Source organism: Janthinobacterium sp. BHSEK, assembly GCF_056174685.1.
The window spans coordinates 1-16,501 of the sequence record NZ_JBWBYV010000006.1; the positions used below are offsets into that span (position 1 = coordinate 1).

Below are 16,501 nucleotides of genomic sequence, written 5' to 3' on the forward strand. Positions count from 1 at the left end.
AGCGATTCCTTCTTTGGCAATAGGCCCTCATTATTTTAATCCTGGAGAATTTTGGGATTATGAAAATTCTCGACGGTTTACGTTGGAAGCCTCTACAGAAGGAATCGAGCACAACTTAAAACTTCTTGATGAATTCTTCGAGCGACGCTAGAGAATCCTTGAGGAGGATCTATATTTGCGGCAAGTTGCGCCTTTATTAAATGCCGATATGGCCCGACTGACTGTCTCGCAGGGAGCCAGGGTCAGGTCCGCCATTCGTACATGAGCTCAACCTTGGCCGTCTCGATCTGCAGCAAGTTGCGCCTTCCTTATTAAATGCCGATACGGCTCGACTGACTGCCTTGCTCGAGACGTGAAAAGCGGCGGCGATATGGGACATGGTAAAAGCGGTGGACAGATAAGCGCGTGCCATTGCCTCGTCTCTGTCGCTATAGCGGACCTGATATTGCGCGAGTGACAGTGTGACCGCGCGGCGCTGCTGCCTTGGCGTATCTTTGAATGCATCGGAACGCTGCGATTGCTGATGTGCCGAAACGAAGGCGTCATCGCCCAGTAGCACTTGGTGGCAGGTGTGGGCGAGCGGACTAGTTTCACCCATACCGGCCGCGACAAACCGAGAATAGTTGGCGACCGCCTCGTCGCGCGTGGCGCCAAATTGGCTCAAGAGCCAGTCCCGTGTCAACCAGCATGGAGACACCGCTTCGTCCAAAACGTAGTGATGGCTGCTCCAGTACCAGTCGTCGGGTGATCCCACCATGTGCGCCCGGACTGGGTTCAAGACGATGTAGCGGGCCAATTCCAACAGATAATTTTCTTGCTGTACCAAGATGGCTTTGTAGCGGCCTTGCAATACGTGCCCGACAAGCTTGTGGCGCCGATTGAAATGCTGGGTATAAACGCCATTCAACTGGCGCATGCCCTGCGACAGATTCGCTTCTACCGTTTCAACGAGCAGATGATAATGATTGCTCATCTGGCAGAAACCGTGCACGACAAAATGGTACCGCTCGCAGACCAGGGCTAGTACCTCTTGCCAGGCAAGGCGATCGGTATCGTCCCGGTAAATGGTGCCACGCCGGTCGCCGCGCGAAGTAACGTGGTAGAGGGCGCCGGGAAATTCAAGGCGTAGGGGGCGGGTCATGCGGTAGACGTTATCTGATCCGTACGCATTGGCACCGAGATTGCGCAAAGGTTTGGACAATGGCATGGCTGAGGTCGTGTCTGAATACCGGACCTGACCCCATCCCCTAATGATGGAAAAGGTGGTAGTGGAGGTTTCTATACATTGTATTCAGGAACTAAGTCGACGGTCAGTATCGGAGAAATATCAGGGGATAAGATGTTGATTAGCCATACTCACCCTGATGGTGCCGCTTTTGCAAGTGGTTATTATGAAATTGTTAATGGCTGCGAAGTTTTTAAAGGGGATCAAGGAGTTCTGCAGTTGCTGCAGAAGGCAGGATCCCCTCAACGAACATCAACGATAATTCCGTTGGAGAGAAGTGATGGAGTTAAGGCTCCACCATTTAAATTTTCCGTTGAGGATGGCAATCTTGATTATGGAATTAGTAATGGTACAATTGTGCCAAGGAGGTAATTTATTATGAGTAGTTTAATTGTGGATAATCCTATTGATTTCGATGTTTGGTGCAGAATAGAAGATGGTAGTCAAAAGATTGCAGCGGACTGGACTGCAAATATGAACTCTCAATATATAATAGATGCATTCAAAATTGTTCGTGAATCTATAAAAATAGATGGTTATATACAGATTTTTGTGAGGTGTGGCTGGGATGATATTCCCGGTTTGCTGTTGAAGCTTCCGGATTTTGTGCAGAAAGACACTCTTATTATTACCCAGTCTTCTTATCGTCCATCGGATTGTCCACGTTACTGCGAGATACATTCGCTGCGATATGTCGCTCAACTATGTCCGGTGTGTAATGGTTTTTATATAAGTAACGTTATTAATGGGAAGCGATTTGTCGCCTCGAAAAATTGAGATCGAGCAGTGATCTGGAGTATGTCGTTGTTTAGTTTCGTGCGATCATATTCCTCGTCGCAGCATGCCTTTGTTCCGCGCCAAAGCCATGCTTGATGAGTTAATCGCCGGCTTGCCAGCGCGATCGTCCCAACGGTTCCAGCAGATCGCATAAACTTCAGTCACTGAGCACACGCAATCACCCCCAAACGAACCGGGGCCAGATACCGTCTTGAATGCCAAGTCCTTTTGCTAAGTAATGCGCATCAAAGGGCTTGTCAGTATGGATCACTCCATACATCAGATGTGCTAGCAAGGCTAGGGTCAAGTCCGCCTTTCGTACACGGTCTCAACATTTGCTGTATCGATCTACAGCAAGTTGAGCTTCACTAAATGCCGATACGACCCGACTGACTGTCCTGCTCGAGACGTGAAAAGCGGCGGTAGTGTGGGGCAGGGTAAAAGCGGTAGACAGATAAGCGCGTCCCATTGTCTCGTCTCCGTCGCTATAGCGGGCTTGATATGGCGTTAATGACAGGGTGACAGCGTGGCGCTGAAGATCGGCGTATCCTTAAATTTATCGGAGCGCTTCGATTGCAGCTGTGCTGAAAAGAAGGCGTTCTCGCCCTGAAGAATCGGATGACAGGTGCTAGCAAGCGGACTGGTGTCTTTCATCTCGGTCGCGACAAACCGGCAGTAGCGGATTTTGCAGGTGAGGGTATTTTTGAGGGTATCGGCAACTGAATGGTTTGGAAAGCACTGAAAAATCAAGCGCTTAGCTAGCTCGTTGACCATCGAGTGGGAATAATCTCCCGTGCAGCACCGTAAGGTAATGCCGGGTCAATGCAACAGCTAATCCCCCTGATTTTTCAGGGGATTTTTTATGCGGGGCCGGAAAACTGTAGCGGCCGGCCAGCGAGTGATCGTACGGTGCGATCGTTTCCGTAGCGACGGCAGTTGCTGGTCGACGCGTATGCTCTACCGCACCATCCGCGCCAGCATGGTCTTACTCATCTTTTTCAAAGATGCGGATCTTCGCGCCGCCCTGGTAGTCCTGCAGTTCGGTTTCGCCATCGATGCGTATGTCGCCCTTCAAGATCACCTCTACGCTGATATCGACTTTGTCGATACGAAACGTTTCAATGTCGGTGGGGTGCACATCGATTTCCATGGAAACCGAGGCGCCTGGCGCAATCGTGGTGAATTGCGTTTTCAGCGCCGGATTGGCCAGGCCGCGGCGGGCGTAGGTGACGGCGCCCGTATCGGTATCGATGAATTTGACGATCGGGCCCGACTTGCGCAGGTAGTCGAGCGGAAAGCCGATATCGCGGCTGCCATCGTTACGGATGGTGACCAGTATGTCGATCGGCTTGCGCTGATAGACGCAGCCAGCGTTGCCCAGGCATTGCAGGGAAATGGAGAGGGGCGCGTGAGTGCTCGTCATGTTATTGGCTTTCAATGGTAGTGCCATCAGCATGGCATAGATAAGCAGTGTCAGACAATATCGCATCGTATCTTCCTGCCGATTTTTTTGCTCAGTAATTCCTGCGCTTCAATCGCGATATTCCAGCCGTGGCGTTTCAGGATCCGCGCGCCTTCCGCATACGACATGATCGATTGCGTCAGGTCTTCCGGCGAGGTGCCGTTGACGTGGCAAACGATGGGCTCGTCGAGCGTGCCGTCGGGCTTGAAATAGCGTACAGTTTCTTCGAACTCCGTGTACGAGTATTCGTCGGGCATGCCGACGCAATGCCCGAATTCATGCGCATACGTGGTCAGTGCCGTCGCCAGCGACACGTTCATGACGTCGCCGGTCACGTTTTCGCGGTCATAGCGCTTGTGGATCTGCAGCGTGTAGTGCTGATTTTCATCGACCCAGACGACGCGGAAAACCACGGGCAACACTTTTTGTCCGCATTGCGGATCATTGATTTCAAGCCGGAACTTGTTGTTCCAGTTGCCTTCGATGCCGGCCGTCGCGTTTTTCTGCGCCAGCGCCACCACGTTGGCGCGCTGCTTGACGCGCAGCGCCGCCGATTCCGTGCCCTTGTCGCTCTCTTCCAGCGCCTGGCCTGCGGCATCCAGTACCGTGATGGCCTTGAAACGCACTTCCACCACCACCGGACCGTCCGATTTTGCCGGTATGTACAGCTTGAACCAGATCTTGTCCCTGTATTTGTGTGGCGTGCCGTCGTGCTGGTAAGGCTGCGCATAGCGGCCATACGAGGGACCGGCGATTTCCTTTTCGTAGTCCTCGATCCAGCAGGCCGGCAGCTTGACGAGTACTTCCTTGCGGCGCTTGTTGTCCACCGGCGTGGTGCTGGAGTCGCCTGCCGGCTTGTATTTCGGTTCCGGCGGGGTGTTTGCCTTGGCCGCCGGCTGTCCTGGCGAACCTGGTACCGGCATCGGCGCTGAAGAGGGGGCCGGTGCCGGTGCCGGTGCCGAACCCTGGCCACCCATCGTTTTCAGCAGCTCGATCACCAGCGCCTCGGCGGCAGCCGCTGCAATCACATGCGTCAAGCCCTTTTCGTCTGTCATGCCGCTCTCATAGCTGCCATCTTCGCGCTTGATGCGGTAGGGCTGGCGCGGCATCGGTTCGCCCGTGTCGCGGTCGCGCAGCACAAAGCCTTCGTCGAACAGCTTGATGCGCGTATCGGGCAGTGCCGGCAGCATGCCGGCCGCGCTGGCGCCGCCGTTGAATACATGCTGGCCGCCCTTGACCGTGAAGTTGCCAGGACACTTAAACGTGATATTGCCGCCCTCTAAAGTGATCGACGATTGCCCGGCCTGCAGCGTGATCTTCTGGTTGGCCTTGATGTCGATGACGTCGTTGACCGAGATCACGGTAATGGCTTTGTCAGCCAGGATTTCCAGTTGCCCCGTATGCGCCTGCAGCGATACCGGGCCGTTGGCGGCGATCGCCTGGATGCCGCCGGTGTGGGTGAACAGGGCGCTGGCGCTGGCCGACACGGACGACCAGGTGTGGCCGGCCGTCATGTGCAGGTCCGCCTGCGTGGTCCATTGCAGCTGCTGCGCCGCAAACAGGACGGTCGAGCCGGGCGTGGCCCAGTTGATGCTGGCGGGCGCTTCCATCAGGACCAGGGGCTGGCCGAATTTTTCCACCGGCTGGTCGGTGGCCAGCTTGCGCTCGCCTGCGCTGGCCTTCAGCGCTTCCTGCCCGCCCACGCTGGCCTGGTATTTGCCGTCCTGCTGCGGGTCGATCTGCTTGATCAGGTCCAGCTGGGCCTGTTTCGCATCCTGGCTGAACAGGGCGGTTTGCTGTTGCGCGGCCTCGGCCAACGTCTTGTTCAGTTCGGCGGCGCCTTTCAGCTGTGCCAACGCTTCCGTGGTGTCGAGCTGGGTAGAGGCAATGCCCGCGCCCGTATGGGCGCGGGCGGTAGTAGAGATGAGCACGCCTTCGCCGCCGCGCAGCACGGCCCAGGCGTCGGTGCGCAGTTCGAAGCCGCTGCCGCGGTAGCTGCCGCGCTGGGCCGTGCCCACGCCTTGCTGTACCAGGTAACCGAGGTTCAGCTGCGTGGACGCGCTGCTCGTCGCCAGGCGGGTGCGCAACTGGCCCGGCGTGTCGTCGATCACCCACTGGTTATAGCCGCCGCCATCGAAATTATGGCTGTGGATGCCGGAAATGACGCCGGCGTGGTTGACGTCCGAATCGACGCCGGCCGCGTACGGCGGCATGTCGTTGCCCGTATAGAGCTGGGCCACCACCAGCGGGCGGTCCATGTCGCCTTCGATGAAATCGACCAGGACTTCGGTGCCGATGCGCGGCGTAAACTGCGAGCCCCAGTTCGGGCCGGCCAGCGCTTCGGCCACGCGCACCCAGGTGCCTGAGGCTTCGTTGCCGGGCGCGTTGCCCTGTTGATCCGTGTTGTGCGTCATGCCGCCCGGATTGGCGGCGCTGCCCCGTTGCCAGGCGAACTGGATGCGTACCTGATGGTCGCGTCCGGTGGTGGCCACGCTGTCGGGCAGGCCGACCACCAGTGCCGTCTGCGGTCCCAGCGCGCTGCTGGCCTGGCGCGCGGCGGTGGCGCGCGGCACGATGGCCACGCTGGTGCGCACGCAGCCGAAGGTGTTGCGGTAGGTGCCGGCCTCGAGCTGTCCATCGAGCAGGCTGGCGACGTCGCCCAGGCTGGCTATTGTCGACAGTTTCGACAGCACCGTCGTCAGCGCGCCGCTGGCCGGTCCCAGGTTGTTGCGTGCCCGGTGCTCGACCCACAGCACGGTGAACTGGTTGGCGCCACCGGGATAATGCTCGTGCTGCAGCAGGTCGAAGGCATGGCCGGCCGCCATGCGCCGCACCGCGCCAGCGCCCGTGAATTGCTTGTTCTCCAGCTCCAGCGCCTGCAGCATGCGCAGGCCGTGCGGATCGGCCGCCGTGCTGTCGGCGTGGCGCCGCTCGCCGGCGCCGTCGTACAGCGGCAGGGGCGGCAATTCGCCGGCCGCCAGGCTGGAGCTGTGTTCGGCGGCCGGCGCCGCCAGTTGCTGCGGGTCCCAGCTGCTGATGCCGACCGCGTTGGGCCGCACCTGGCGCCGCGCGCTGAAGCTGTCGATGGCGTCATCGGTATCGCTGGCGCGCATGCCGTGAAAGCGCAGGCCGGCCGCGCCCGGCGTCGCCGGCGCCACGGCCTTGCTGTCGAAAATCACCAGCTTGTGCTTGGCCTGCTGCGCGTCCTGCTGCGCCGCGCCATCCTGCTCGTGCTCGAAGCGCCAGCTCAGGCCTTCGAAGGCGAGCACGCGCGCCAGGAAGGCCAGGTCGCTTTCGCGGTATTGCGTCCAGACCGGACGCGGCGCCAGTTCCTGGCTGACATCGAATTCGAAGCGGACCTGCGGATAGTCGCCGAGCAGTTCCGTGATGAGGTCGCGCGCGTTCTTGTCCTGGAAGATATAGCTGTCGCGGCGCAGGTCCAGCAAGGCCAGGGCAGGTTCCAGGCGCAGCCGGTAGCGCGCCACGCCGCCGTCGGCGCCGGCAAAGGCGCAGTCGGTGCACAGTCCGTGCCAGGCGCGCCAGCCGCCGTCTGGCTGCAGCAGCTTGAGCGTGATTTCTTCGCCGAGAAAGCTGGCCAGGTCCAGGCTCGCCGCCGTGCTCAAGGCATCGACTTCGAAACGGAACAGCTCATTGACCGCCTCGCGGCCCGTCACCTGCTCGGCCATCAGCGATTCGGGCAGGTTCGATGCCTGCGCCGTGGTCAGCGTGATCAGCCGCGCATGCTGGGACAAGCCTGTGCCGAACGCGTCCAGGGCAGCTTCTGTCGTTGCCGGGCCGCTCATTACGGCAACGTGATGGTCAGGTTGGCCGTGCGCGGCGCCAGCTTGACGATATCGCTGTAGGCATTCATCTGGCGCTCCGTGTTCTTGGCAAGCATGGTGCGCAGGCCCAGATAGCCCAGTGCGCAGATCAGCGCGAATACCGAGCACAGCACCCATAGCGGCACGTCGTTGCGCAACTTGTGCGCGATCTGGTCGGGGCGTTCCGCATGCGGCGCGAAGCCGGCTTTCTTGCCCTTCATCTGGGCGATCTCGTCGCCCAGGCGGGCCGTCAGGTAGGCGAGTTTTTCCGAGCCTTCGAGGATGTACCGGCCCTGGAAGCCGAGCAGCAGGCACATGTGGAACACTTCCAGCGCCTGCAGGTGGGCGCTGCCGCGTGCGCGCAGCGCCTCGAGACGGATGAAGAAGTTTTCACCGGCCAGCTGGTCGCCGAACAGCACCAGCTGCAGCGGCCGGCGCGCCCAGTCGTCGCGGATGGCATACGGCGAGCGCAGGATGATTTCGTCGACAGCCGCGCAAAATGCGTACTTGGCGGCATCGATATCATCGGCCGAGGCGCCATGTTTTTTCGCCGCGTTGCCGAACTCGTCGAGAAACTGCGTCATTTTTCTGATGAAGTCGGCATTGTCTTGCGGGCCGCTGCCGTTCTTCAGCATGAACAGCGCGTAGAAACCGTCGTACATCAGGTCGCTCAGCGTATGTTCTGTGCCGGGGCCGGCCGGTACGCTCGATGCGTACGCGGCGGAGCCGCCGGACATCAGGGAGGGGGCGTTTGCATTCATCGTTTATCTTCAGGAAGTGATGGCGACAAGTTCAAGTTTCAGGTCCCGCATGCCGGACGGAACGTAGATCGAAATCGACTGGGCCTGCAACATGCGGTCGTACATCTGGCCCTTCGCTTCGATGGTGAAGTAATACGTATCGGGCCGTACCGGCACGGCCGCCGGCACCTGCGGCGTGTGCTGCAGGCGCACGCCGGGCAGGGCCGACAGCACAAATTTTTCCACGTCGTCCGGCGCGCCGATCTTGAAGCGCAGCGGCACCACGTCCACCAGTTCCACGCCCGGCATGTCGGCCGAGACGCCCAGGTAAAACGCGGTCTTGTCGTCGATCTTGCCCGAATCGAGCTTGCCGTGATGGTACGACGGCTTGACTTCGGTCAGCGCGATGGCGAAATACTTTGAGGAGATCACCGTGTCGAGCAGTTCGCGGATGATCGCGTGCAGGCGCGCGAACGATGGTCCCGGATCGGCGTGCTGGTAGGCCGGCAGGTCCGCCAGCGCATGGGTTTTCGAGAACGTCATCAGCGCGCCGGCCAGCGCCAGCAGCGCTTCGTACAGGCGCTCCGGATGCAGCGCCGGATGATGGAAATAATGGCTGAGCGAGGCGAACGCGGAACTGGCCGTGTGCAGCAGCCAGAACGAGGACATGTCGCCGGAACGAAATTCGATCACATTCTTGCTTGGCTCGCGGTGGTGGCCGTACAGGGCGTTCACCTTGGCCTGCAGCGCATCGATCAGGCGGCGCAGCTGCAGGAACAGCAGCGGCGCGCTGCGGATCGACAGGCTGGGCGGCACGAACGACGGGTCGGGCTCGAAGCCGCCGGTCGACAGGCGCCGCAGGCGCAGCAGGGGGAAATTCACATACGAATCGCGCGGCTCCGATTCGGCCACCAGGCGCAACGATTTTTGCAGGTAGGCCAGTTCGGCCTGCGCTGCATGGGTGTACAGGTCGGGCGTTTCCAGGTTGGCCTGGCCGTAGCGCGCCGCGCTGTTGGGCTGGCCAAGCGCGGCAAAGTTGCCGCCGAAATGCTTGAAGGCGGGCAGGGCGGCATAAAACGTAACGGTTTGCTGCGATTGCTGCAGCGTGCTCAAGTCCAGCGCGTCGGGCAACTCATCGGCGCCGGGCGCGTTGTAGATTTCGCCGTCCTGGAACACCAGCGACAGTTCCAGCAGCCGCAGGGTGTTATTGCTCAGCGCATCGCGGTCGATCTGCACGTGGTTGACACCCCAGGCGTAGGGGTGCAGCGCCTTGATGCTTTCGTGCAGACGGTGCTCATGGTACCGGTCTTGCTGCTGGAAGTGCTGGGGACGCAGAAACAGGCCTTCACCCCATAACAATTTGCTTGTAATGCTCATCGATTGCCCTTTTGCCTGAGGAATAAAAGCGCGGAGAACGCTGCCGCTCCGGACACTCCTGACGCGCGATCGCCGGCTTGCCGGCGCGGCCGATCATCCAATATTTACAACAAGAAACTATGTGCTTTTTTCGCAACTGCAACAACATTAACATTATCTGAAAGAAAGGTGCGTACGGTACGTTTTCCGCATGGATGCTGCCTTTGCGGATGATTGGAATGTGAGATTTTGCGTATTTTCTATTGAACGGAGTCAATATTAAATCCGTGTTAGTCTCGCAAAAATAAGAATTTAGCAACTATAAATTGCAACCTTTTTTCATGACCGCGTCATTTTTTTTGAGGGAAATCAGACCATGTCTCGCCAATTCACCTGCCATTTTCTTGCTGCGCTTGCCTGCGCACTGACGCTCAGTGCCTGCAGCACCACTCCTGCCGTCAAGACGCCGCCGCCGCCTTCGCTCGACGAACTGATGGCAAAGGCGACCCAGGCTGCAGGTTCCGGCAACAACGAAGCGGCCATGGGTTTGTGGAAACAAGCGGCTGACGCATTTCCAGCCGACAAAAATCCGTGGGCCCGCATGGCGCAGACCCGCTATGAGGCGGGCCAGTACGGCGACGCCATCATCAATGCCCAGGAAGTGCTGGTGCGCGACCCGGCCGACAAGCTGGCCAACAGCGTCATTGCGATCAGCGGACTGCGCTTGTCGACGCGCGCCCTGGCCGACTTGAGCCGCCAGAACAACCTGTCCGGCCCGCTGCGCACCGAATCGCAGGATCTGGCCAAGCTGCTGCGCGAAAGCCTGGGCGAAACCGTGCTGGTGCCGGCGCCGGCCGCGCCGCCGGCGCGCGACAAGCCGGTGCGTCCGCCGCGCAAAGGGCAGGCCAAGGCGGCCGAAAGCAGCGCTAATCCCTTCGATGGATTGAAGTAAAACCGGGGCAGCAAAGCAGTTACCAGGGCATCGCCGATGCCGTCGATTATTCGTAAAGGAATGATGTCATGTCAAAAAAAGAAAGTGTTCAAAAACGCCTGCAAAAGGTCCGGCCGCCACGCGTGCAGATGACGTATGACGTGGAAATCGGCGATGCGATTGAAAACAAGGAACTGCCCTTTGTGATGGGCGTCGTGGGCGACTTCGGCGGCAATTCCGAAGTCGAGCAAAAACGCCTGAAGGACCGCAAGTTCATCGGCATCGACCGCGACAATTTCGACGAGGTGCTCAAGGGGGTCGAGCCGCGCGCCGCGTTTGGCGTGTCGAACGAGCTCAGCGATGAAGGCGGCCAGCTGCGGGTGGATCTGCGCTTCAAGTCGCTCAACGACTTCCGTCCCGAGGCGGTGGTGGAGCAGGTGGCGCCGCTGCGACGGCTGCTCGAAGCGCGCACCAAGCTGGCCGACCTGCGCAACAAATTGGCCGGCAACGACAAACTGGAAGACATCCTCAACGACGTGCTCAACAGCACCGAAAAGCTGGCCCAGCTGGAACAGCAATCCACCGCCAAGAAAGACTGATCCCATGTCCGCTCAACTGACCCCCACCTCCGGCGCCGCCGCTACTACCGATATCGGCTTGCTCGACCAGATCGTCGAACAAAGCAAGGTTGCCAAATCCAGCGTCGAGCATGCACGCGCCAAGGATCTGATTTCAGAACTGGTCAGCCAGGTGATGGAAGGCACCGTCGTGGTGTCGGATAACCTGGCGGCCACCATCGATGCGCGCGTTGCCGAACTGGACAGACTCATTTCGCGGCAGCTCAGCGCCATCATGCATGCGCCCGAATTCCAGAAGCTGGAAAGCAGCTGGACCGGCCTGCATCACATGGTGGACAACACGCCCACCGGCACCAACCTGAAGATCAAGATGCTCAACGCGACCAAGCGCGAGCTGGTGCGCGATTTCCAGAGCGCGCTGGAATTCGATCAGTCGACCATGTTCAAGAAAGTGTATGAAGAAGAGTTCGGCACTTTCGGCGGCGCTCCGTTCGGCGCGCTGCTGGGCGACTTCGAATTCACGCGCCAGCCGGAAGACATGTATTTCCTCGAACAGATGTCGCATGTGGCCGCTGCAGCCCACGCGCCCTTCATTTCGGCTGCATCGCCCGAACTGTTCGGTCTCGAAAGCTATGCCGACCTCGGCAAGCCACGCGACCTGGCCAAGGTCTTCGACACGGTCGAATACGCGAAGTGGAAGTCGTTCCGCGAATCGGAAGATGCGCGCTACGTCGGCCTCACGCTGCCGCGCTTCCTGGGACGTCTGCCGTTCAATCCGGCCGATGGCGCCACCGTCGACGGCTTCAATTTCGTCGAGGATGTCGACGGCACCGACCACCAGAAATACCTGTGGTGCAATGCCGCCTATGCCTTCGGCACGAAGCTGACGGCGGCCTTCGACGACTACGGCTGGTGCGCGGCGATCCGCGGCGTGGAAGGCGGCGGCCTGGTCGAAGACTTGCCGACCCATACCTTCAAGACGGACGAAGGCGAGGTGGCGCTGAAATGCCCGACCGAGATCGCCATTACCGACCGGCGCGAAAAGGAATTGAGCGACCTGGGTTTCATTTCGCTGGTGCATTGCAAGAACACGGATTACGCGGCGTTCTTCGGCGCGCAGTCGGCGCAGAAGGCGAAGAAATACAACACCGATTCGGCCAATGCCAATGCGGTGCTGTCGTCGCAGCTGCAATACATCTTTGCCGTCTCGCGCATCGCCCACTACATGAAGGCGATGATGCGCGACAAGATCGGCAGCTTTGCCGCCGCGTCCAACGTCGAAGAGTTCCTCAACCGCTGGCTGATGCAGTACGTGCTGCTCGACGATAACGCCAGCCAGGAGCAGAAGGCCCAGTTCCCCCTGCGCGAAGCATCGGTGCAGGTGTCGGAGGTGCCGGGGCGTCCGGGCGTCTACCGCGCCGTTTCCTTCTTGCGTCCCCATTTCCAGCTCGATGAGCTGTCCGTTTCACTCCGTTTGGTCGCGGAGCTGCCGCAATCGACCAAATCCTGATTTTTTCATCAACAACCGAAAGGAATGACATGGCAATCGACGTTTACTTGCAAATTGATGGTATCAAAGGCGAATCCACCGACACCTCCCATAAAGATTGGATCGAATGCAAGTCGGTTCAGTGGGAAGTGCTGCAGCCGAAGTCCGCCACCGCTTCGACGGGCGGCGGGCATACCGCCGAACGTACCGAGCACAAGGATATCGTGGTGGCCAAGCTGGCCGACCTCGCCACGCCGCTGCTGCTGCAAAATTGCTCATCCGGTAAAACGATCCCGAAAGCCAAGTTCGAATTCCTGCGCGCTGACGGCCAGGGCGAGCGCATCAAATACTTCGAGATCGAACTGGAAAACGTGCTGATCAGCAGCGTGGCGCCATCCGTCGCGCCTGGCGACATCCTCGGCGAGAACCTGTCGATCAAGTATTCCAAGGTCAAGTGGAAATACACGCAGCAAAAAGTCGGCGGTGGCTCCGGCGGCAATACCTCCGGCGGTTGGGACCTGTCGGCCAACAAGACGATTTGACCGACAACGGCCCTTGCCGGATGAGTCCGTTCCGGCCAGCCGCCGGCGGCGACTCCGGCTTGTGCCTGCGTGACTGACTCTGCCGAATCAAAGGGCCGCCGCAGGCCGCCCTTTTGTTCCTTCCTACTGCCAACCACAGGATACCGATGAAGGGTTTTACGCCGGGATTGTTCGACCGCCTGATGGACACGCCTGTTCTGGGCGCTTCCAGTAGTACCGTCTCACGCCTGTCGCTGGAAGATTTGAAAGACACCGTGGCGCGCGACCTGGAGGCGCTGCTCAACACGCGCACCGTGATACCGGAAGCGCTGCTGAAAAAACTTCCCGAATGCGGCCGTTCGATCGTCACCTATGGCCTCAATGATTTCGCCGGCCTGAGCTTGTCGAGTTCCGACGACCGCGCGTACATCTGCCAGTGCCTGGAAAAAGCCATCGCGCGCCATGAGCCGCGCCTGCGCAGTGTGCGCGCTTCGTTGGAAATCCAGGAAGGCTCGATCAACCGCCTCAATTTTGCGATTACCGCGCTGTTGGTGGTGCACTCGGCCCAGGAGCCCGTCAACTTCGACGCCATCCTGCAGCCGTCAAGCCTGCATTACACGATCAGCAAGGCGCGCCGTGCGGCGCAAGGAGCCTGAACTTGGAAGATTTGTTACCGTATTACGAACGCGAGCTGGGTTTCCTGCGCCGCTATTCGCGCGAGTTTTCCGAGCGCTATCCGAAGATCGCGGGACGGCTGCTGATCGGCGGCGAAGTCTGCGAAGACCCGCATATCGAGCGCATGATCCAGTCCTTCGCGCTGCTCAATTCGCGCATCTCGAAACGCCTCGATGACGATTATCCGGAATTTACCGAGGCGCTGTTCGAGGTGCTGTATCCGCATTACCTGCGGCCGTTTCCTTCGTGTTCGATCGCGCGCCTCGACTACAGCGGCGCGGCGGCGCAGCTGACGGCCGCGACCGAGATTGCGCGCGGCACCGAACTGGCGACGCGCCCCGTCAAGGGCGTCGCGTGCACCTTCCGCACCGCCTATCCCGTCACCGTGGCGCCGCTGGCGCTGACGCACGCGGCATTTTCCGCCATCATCGATGCGCCCGAGCAGATGCCACTGCCGCCAAACGCCACCTCCAGCGTCAGCATCGTCATCGAAGCGACCGCCGAACAGATCTCGCTGGCGCAGCTGGGCGTGGCGAAGCTGCGCGTGTTCATCGACGGCGAGCCGTCGTTTTGCGCGGCGCTGCGCGACGCGCTGTTCATGCGCACGGTCAAGGCCTATGTGGAAGCCGATGACAGCGGCCGCTGGAGCGCGCTGGCGCAGATCCCGGTCAGCACGGCCGGCTATGCCGAGGACGATGCGCTGATCCCGTTTTCCGCCCGTTCGCATCCGGCTTACCGGCTGTTGACGGAATACTTCTGCTTTCCCGAAAAATTCAATTTCTTCGACATCGACCTGGCCGCGCTGTGCGCGCCGCTGCCGTCCGGCTGCCGGCGCATCACGCTGCACCTGGCCCTGGCCGGCCTGCGCACCGATTCGAATACGGCGCGCATGCTGGGCACCATGTCGACGAACAACCTGCTGCTGGGCTGCACGCCGGTGGTCAACCTGTTCCGCCAGCGCGGCGAGCCGATCCGGCTGACGCACACGGCCGCCAGCTATCCGGTGCTGGCCGATGCGCGCCGCGCCTACGCCTTCGAGGTGCAGGCAATCGAGTCGGTGAAGCTGGTGCGCCAGACGCCGCAAGGGGAGTCGATCACCGAATTTCGCCCTTTCTATTCGCTGCGCCACGGCCAGACGCCCGCCAGGGACGGCCATTACTGGGTGATGCGGCGCGATGACACGATCAGCGAAAAAAGTCCCGGTTACGAGACCGAGATTTCCATCGTCGACATCGATTTCGACCCGGCCGCGATTGAAACGGACACCCTGAGCCTGGAGCTGAGCTGTACCAACCGCGACCTGCCGGCGCAACTCACCTACGGCCTGCGCGGCGGCGACCTGTTCCTGGAAGGCGGCTCCAGCGTGCGCAGCATCAGTTTCCTGCGCAAACCGACCGAGTCGCACCGCTTCGAGCGGGGCCGCGGCGCGCACTGGCGCCTGATCTCGCACCTGTCGCTGAACCATCTGTCGCTGTCGGGCAGCGGCCTGGAAGCGTTCCAGGAGATGCTGACCCTGTATGACTTGCCCCGTTCGGCGACCTCGCAACGGCAGATCAGCGGTATCGCGGCGATCGACCACAAGGCGGCCAATGCCTGGCTGCCCGGCAATCCCTTCGCCTGCCTGGTGCGCGGCATCGAAGTGCGGCTGACGCTCGACGAAGAAGCTTTTGTCGGCAGCGGCATCCATGCGTTTGCCCATATCGTCGAGTGTTTTCTCGGCCTGTACGTGCATGCCAACAGTTTCACGCAACTGGTGGTGTTGTCGAAAAAATCGGGAGAGGAGTTGTTGCGATGCAAACCACGCAGCGGCGATTTGAGCCTAGTGTAATCGAGCGCCTGTTCGCCGAGCCTTACCGCTTCCAGTACTTCCAGGCGGTGCGCTTGCTCGAACTCTGGCTGGCCCGCAACGGCATGGCGCGCGAAGGGGCGGTGGCCAATTTCCTGCGCTTTCAAAATTCGGTGTCGCTCAATTTCGCGCCCAGCCAGCTCGAAGCGGTGCAGGCCGAACCGCGCGAGCTGGGCGCGCTGGCGGGCGACATGCGCGCGCTGGGCGAGGCCGTGCGGCGCGCCGAACTGAAATACGTCCGCATCACGCCGGCCTTCATGGGTTTTCTCGGCGTGGCCGGCGCGCTGCCGGCCCATTACACGGAACGCATCGCCGCGCACCAGCTGTACGAAAAAGACGAGGGACCGCGCGCCTTTCTCGACACGTTTTCCAACCGAGCGCTGGCGCTGTTCTACGAAGCGTGGCGCAAGTACCGCCTGGAGCTCAAGTACCAGCTCGATGGCAAGGACAAGTTCCTGCCGCTGCTGCTGTCGCTGGCGGGACTGGGCCATGAGTCGCTGCGCCGGCGGCTGTACGACGATGGCGACGGCGTGCTCGACGAGTCCGTGGGATTTTTTGTCGCCGCCATGCGGCACCGGCCGCCATCGGCGGTGGCGATGGGGCAGGTATTGTCCGCGTATTTCGGCCAGCCGATCAAGGTGATCCAGTTCGTCGGCTGCTGGTACGACGTGCCGCGCGATCAGCAAAGCAGCCTGGGCGGCATGAACGCCATGCTGGGTTCGACCGCGCTGGTCGGCGCGCGCGTCTGGCAGCGCGATTTGCGCATGCGGCTGGTGGTCGGCCCGCTGGCACGCGTGCATTTCGACGCCTTCCTGCCGGGCGGCGCGGCGGCGCGCGCGCTGGAAAAAATGCTCACCCTGTTTACCGGCCTGTGCCTCGAATACGAAGTGCAGCTGGTGCTGCGCGCCGACGATGTGCATGGCGTCACGCTGGAGCAGCCGCGCAGCGGCGGGCGGCTGGGCTGGGACAGTTTCCTGATCACCGCCGGCGCCGCGCAGGACCGCGGCGACGTGCGCTACGAACTGCATGCGCTGGCATGAAGCATCTTTCTTTTTTCATTCGTTTCCACACAAGGACCTT

15 protein-coding genes are annotated in these 16,501 nt (G+C 60.5%); 9 read left to right on the forward strand and 6 right to left on the reverse strand.

The annotated features are described in order from the left end of the window. Positions 1-196: 196 nt before the first annotated feature. A complete protein-coding gene (locus AC0V2Y_RS02940; RefSeq protein ID WP_475417294.1) occupies positions 197-1,207 on the reverse strand; it encodes a transposase in 1,011 nt (336 codons plus the stop codon). A gap of 132 nt (positions 1,208-1,339) precedes the next feature. On the opposite strand from AC0V2Y_RS02940, the gene AC0V2Y_RS02945 reads away from it, so the two are divergent. Then, a complete protein-coding gene (locus AC0V2Y_RS02945; RefSeq protein ID WP_475417293.1) occupies positions 1,340-1,597 on the forward strand; it encodes a hypothetical protein in 258 nt (85 codons plus the stop codon). Positions 1,598-1,603: 6 nt separating this feature from the next. Then, a complete protein-coding gene (locus AC0V2Y_RS02950; RefSeq protein WP_475417292.1) occupies positions 1,604-2,002 on the forward strand; it encodes a hypothetical protein in 399 nt (132 codons plus the stop codon). A gap of 507 nt (positions 2,003-2,509) precedes the next feature. Here AC0V2Y_RS02950 and AC0V2Y_RS02955 read toward each other — a convergent pair. From AC0V2Y_RS02955 to tssK, 5 genes are all read right to left on the reverse strand, one after another. After that, on the reverse strand, positions 2,510-2,776 hold the full coding sequence (locus tag AC0V2Y_RS02955; protein ID WP_475417291.1) for a hypothetical protein: 267 nt from the start codon (positions 2,774-2,776) through the stop codon (positions 2,510-2,512). 211 nt (positions 2,777-2,987) lie between these two features. Then, positions 2,988-3,425: a hypothetical protein gene (locus AC0V2Y_RS02960; protein ID WP_475417290.1), complete on the reverse strand. Its 438-nt coding sequence runs from the start codon at positions 3,423-3,425 to the stop codon at positions 2,988-2,990. Between the two features lie 50 nt (positions 3,426-3,475). Further along, positions 3,476-7,267: a type VI secretion system Vgr family protein gene (locus AC0V2Y_RS02965; RefSeq protein ID WP_475417289.1), complete on the reverse strand. Its 3,792-nt coding sequence runs from the start codon at positions 7,265-7,267 to the stop codon at positions 3,476-3,478. Further along, positions 7,267-8,046 carry a type IVB secretion system protein IcmH/DotU gene (gene icmH, locus AC0V2Y_RS02970; protein ID WP_475417288.1) on the reverse strand — a complete coding sequence of 260 codons (780 nt, stop codon included), beginning with the start codon at positions 8,044-8,046 and terminating at the stop codon, positions 7,267-7,269. The genes AC0V2Y_RS02965 and icmH overlap by 1 nt, the downstream gene beginning before the upstream one ends. A 9-nt stretch (positions 8,047-8,055) precedes the next feature. After that, the gene (gene tssK / locus AC0V2Y_RS02975) at positions 8,056-9,402 is read right to left on the reverse strand and encodes a type VI secretion system baseplate subunit TssK (protein ID WP_475417287.1); all 1,347 of its coding nucleotides are present in this window, start codon (positions 9,400-9,402) and stop codon (positions 8,056-8,058) included. Positions 9,403-9,757: 355 nt separating this feature from the next. On the opposite strand from tssK, the gene AC0V2Y_RS02980 reads away from it, so the two are divergent. The 7 genes from AC0V2Y_RS02980 to tssG all read left to right on the forward strand — a co-directional run bounded on the left by AC0V2Y_RS02980 (position 9,758) and on the right by tssG (position 16,461). Further along, positions 9,758-10,333, forward strand: a complete 576-nt coding sequence (locus AC0V2Y_RS02980) for a tetratricopeptide repeat protein (RefSeq protein ID WP_475417286.1) — start codon at positions 9,758-9,760, stop codon at positions 10,331-10,333. 68 nt (positions 10,334-10,401) lie between these two features. Next, positions 10,402-10,911 (forward strand): type VI secretion system contractile sheath small subunit, encoded by a 510-nt coding sequence (gene tssB, locus AC0V2Y_RS02985; RefSeq protein WP_070257339.1) that lies wholly within the window; start codon positions 10,402-10,404, stop codon positions 10,909-10,911. Positions 10,912-10,915: 4 nt separating this feature from the next. Next, positions 10,916-12,400, forward strand: coding sequence for a type VI secretion system contractile sheath large subunit (gene tssC, locus AC0V2Y_RS02990; protein ID WP_475417285.1), 1,485 nt, complete (start codon positions 10,916-10,918; stop codon positions 12,398-12,400). 29 nt (positions 12,401-12,429) lie between these two features. Further along, on the forward strand, positions 12,430-12,921 hold the full coding sequence (locus AC0V2Y_RS02995; protein ID WP_230506832.1) for an Hcp family type VI secretion system effector: 492 nt from the start codon (positions 12,430-12,432) through the stop codon (positions 12,919-12,921). A gap of 146 nt (positions 12,922-13,067) precedes the next feature. Beyond that, positions 13,068-13,556: a type VI secretion system baseplate subunit TssE gene (gene tssE, locus AC0V2Y_RS03000; protein ID WP_475417284.1), complete on the forward strand. Its 489-nt coding sequence runs from the start codon at positions 13,068-13,070 to the stop codon at positions 13,554-13,556. A 2-nt stretch (positions 13,557-13,558) separates the two neighbouring features. Beyond that, positions 13,559-15,403, forward strand: a complete 1,845-nt coding sequence (gene tssF / locus AC0V2Y_RS03005) for a type VI secretion system baseplate subunit TssF (protein ID WP_475417283.1) — start codon at positions 13,559-13,561, stop codon at positions 15,401-15,403. Beyond that, entirely contained in the window at positions 15,367-16,461 is a 1,095-nt protein-coding gene (tssG, locus tag AC0V2Y_RS03010; protein ID WP_475417282.1) for a type VI secretion system baseplate subunit TssG, read from the forward strand. Before tssF ends, tssG begins: the two co-directional genes overlap by 37 nt. Positions 16,462-16,501 lie beyond the last annotated feature (40 nt).

Bases quoted from the DNA above. Each gene is read 5' to 3' on its own strand.
- AC0V2Y_RS02960 (WP_475417290.1), bottom strand. From the start codon at position 3,425: ATGACGAGCACTCACGCGCCCCTCTCCATTTCCCTGCAATGCCTGGGC.
- tssC (WP_475417285.1), top strand. From the start codon at position 10,916: ATGTCCGCTCAACTGACCCCCACCTCCGGCGCCGCCGCTACTACCGAT.
- AC0V2Y_RS02950 (WP_475417292.1), top strand. From the start codon at position 1,604: ATGAGTAGTTTAATTGTGGATAATCCTATTGATTTCGATGTTTGGTGC.
- AC0V2Y_RS02940 (WP_475417294.1), bottom strand. From the start codon at position 1,207: ATGCCATTGTCCAAACCTTTGCGCAATCTCGGTGCCAATGCGTACGGA.
- AC0V2Y_RS02945 (WP_475417293.1), top strand. From the start codon at position 1,340: ATGTTGATTAGCCATACTCACCCTGATGGTGCCGCTTTTGCAAGTGGT.
- AC0V2Y_RS02955 (WP_475417291.1), bottom strand. From the start codon at position 2,776: ATGGTCAACGAGCTAGCTAAGCGCTTGATTTTTCAGTGCTTTCCAAAC.
- AC0V2Y_RS02965 (WP_475417289.1), bottom strand. From the start codon at position 7,267: ATGAGCGGCCCGGCAACGACAGAAGCTGCCCTGGACGCGTTCGGCACA.
- tssG (WP_475417282.1), top strand. From the start codon at position 15,367: ATGCAAACCACGCAGCGGCGATTTGAGCCTAGTGTAATCGAGCGCCTG.
- tssE (WP_475417284.1), top strand. From the start codon at position 13,068: ATGAAGGGTTTTACGCCGGGATTGTTCGACCGCCTGATGGACACGCCT.
- icmH (WP_475417288.1), bottom strand. From the start codon at position 8,046: ATGAATGCAAACGCCCCCTCCCTGATGTCCGGCGGCTCCGCCGCGTAC.
- tssB (WP_070257339.1), top strand. From the start codon at position 10,402: ATGTCAAAAAAAGAAAGTGTTCAAAAACGCCTGCAAAAGGTCCGGCCG.
- tssK (WP_475417287.1), bottom strand. From the start codon at position 9,402: ATGAGCATTACAAGCAAATTGTTATGGGGTGAAGGCCTGTTTCTGCGT.
- AC0V2Y_RS02980 (WP_475417286.1), top strand. From the start codon at position 9,758: ATGTCTCGCCAATTCACCTGCCATTTTCTTGCTGCGCTTGCCTGCGCA.
- AC0V2Y_RS02995 (WP_230506832.1), top strand. From the start codon at position 12,430: ATGGCAATCGACGTTTACTTGCAAATTGATGGTATCAAAGGCGAATCC.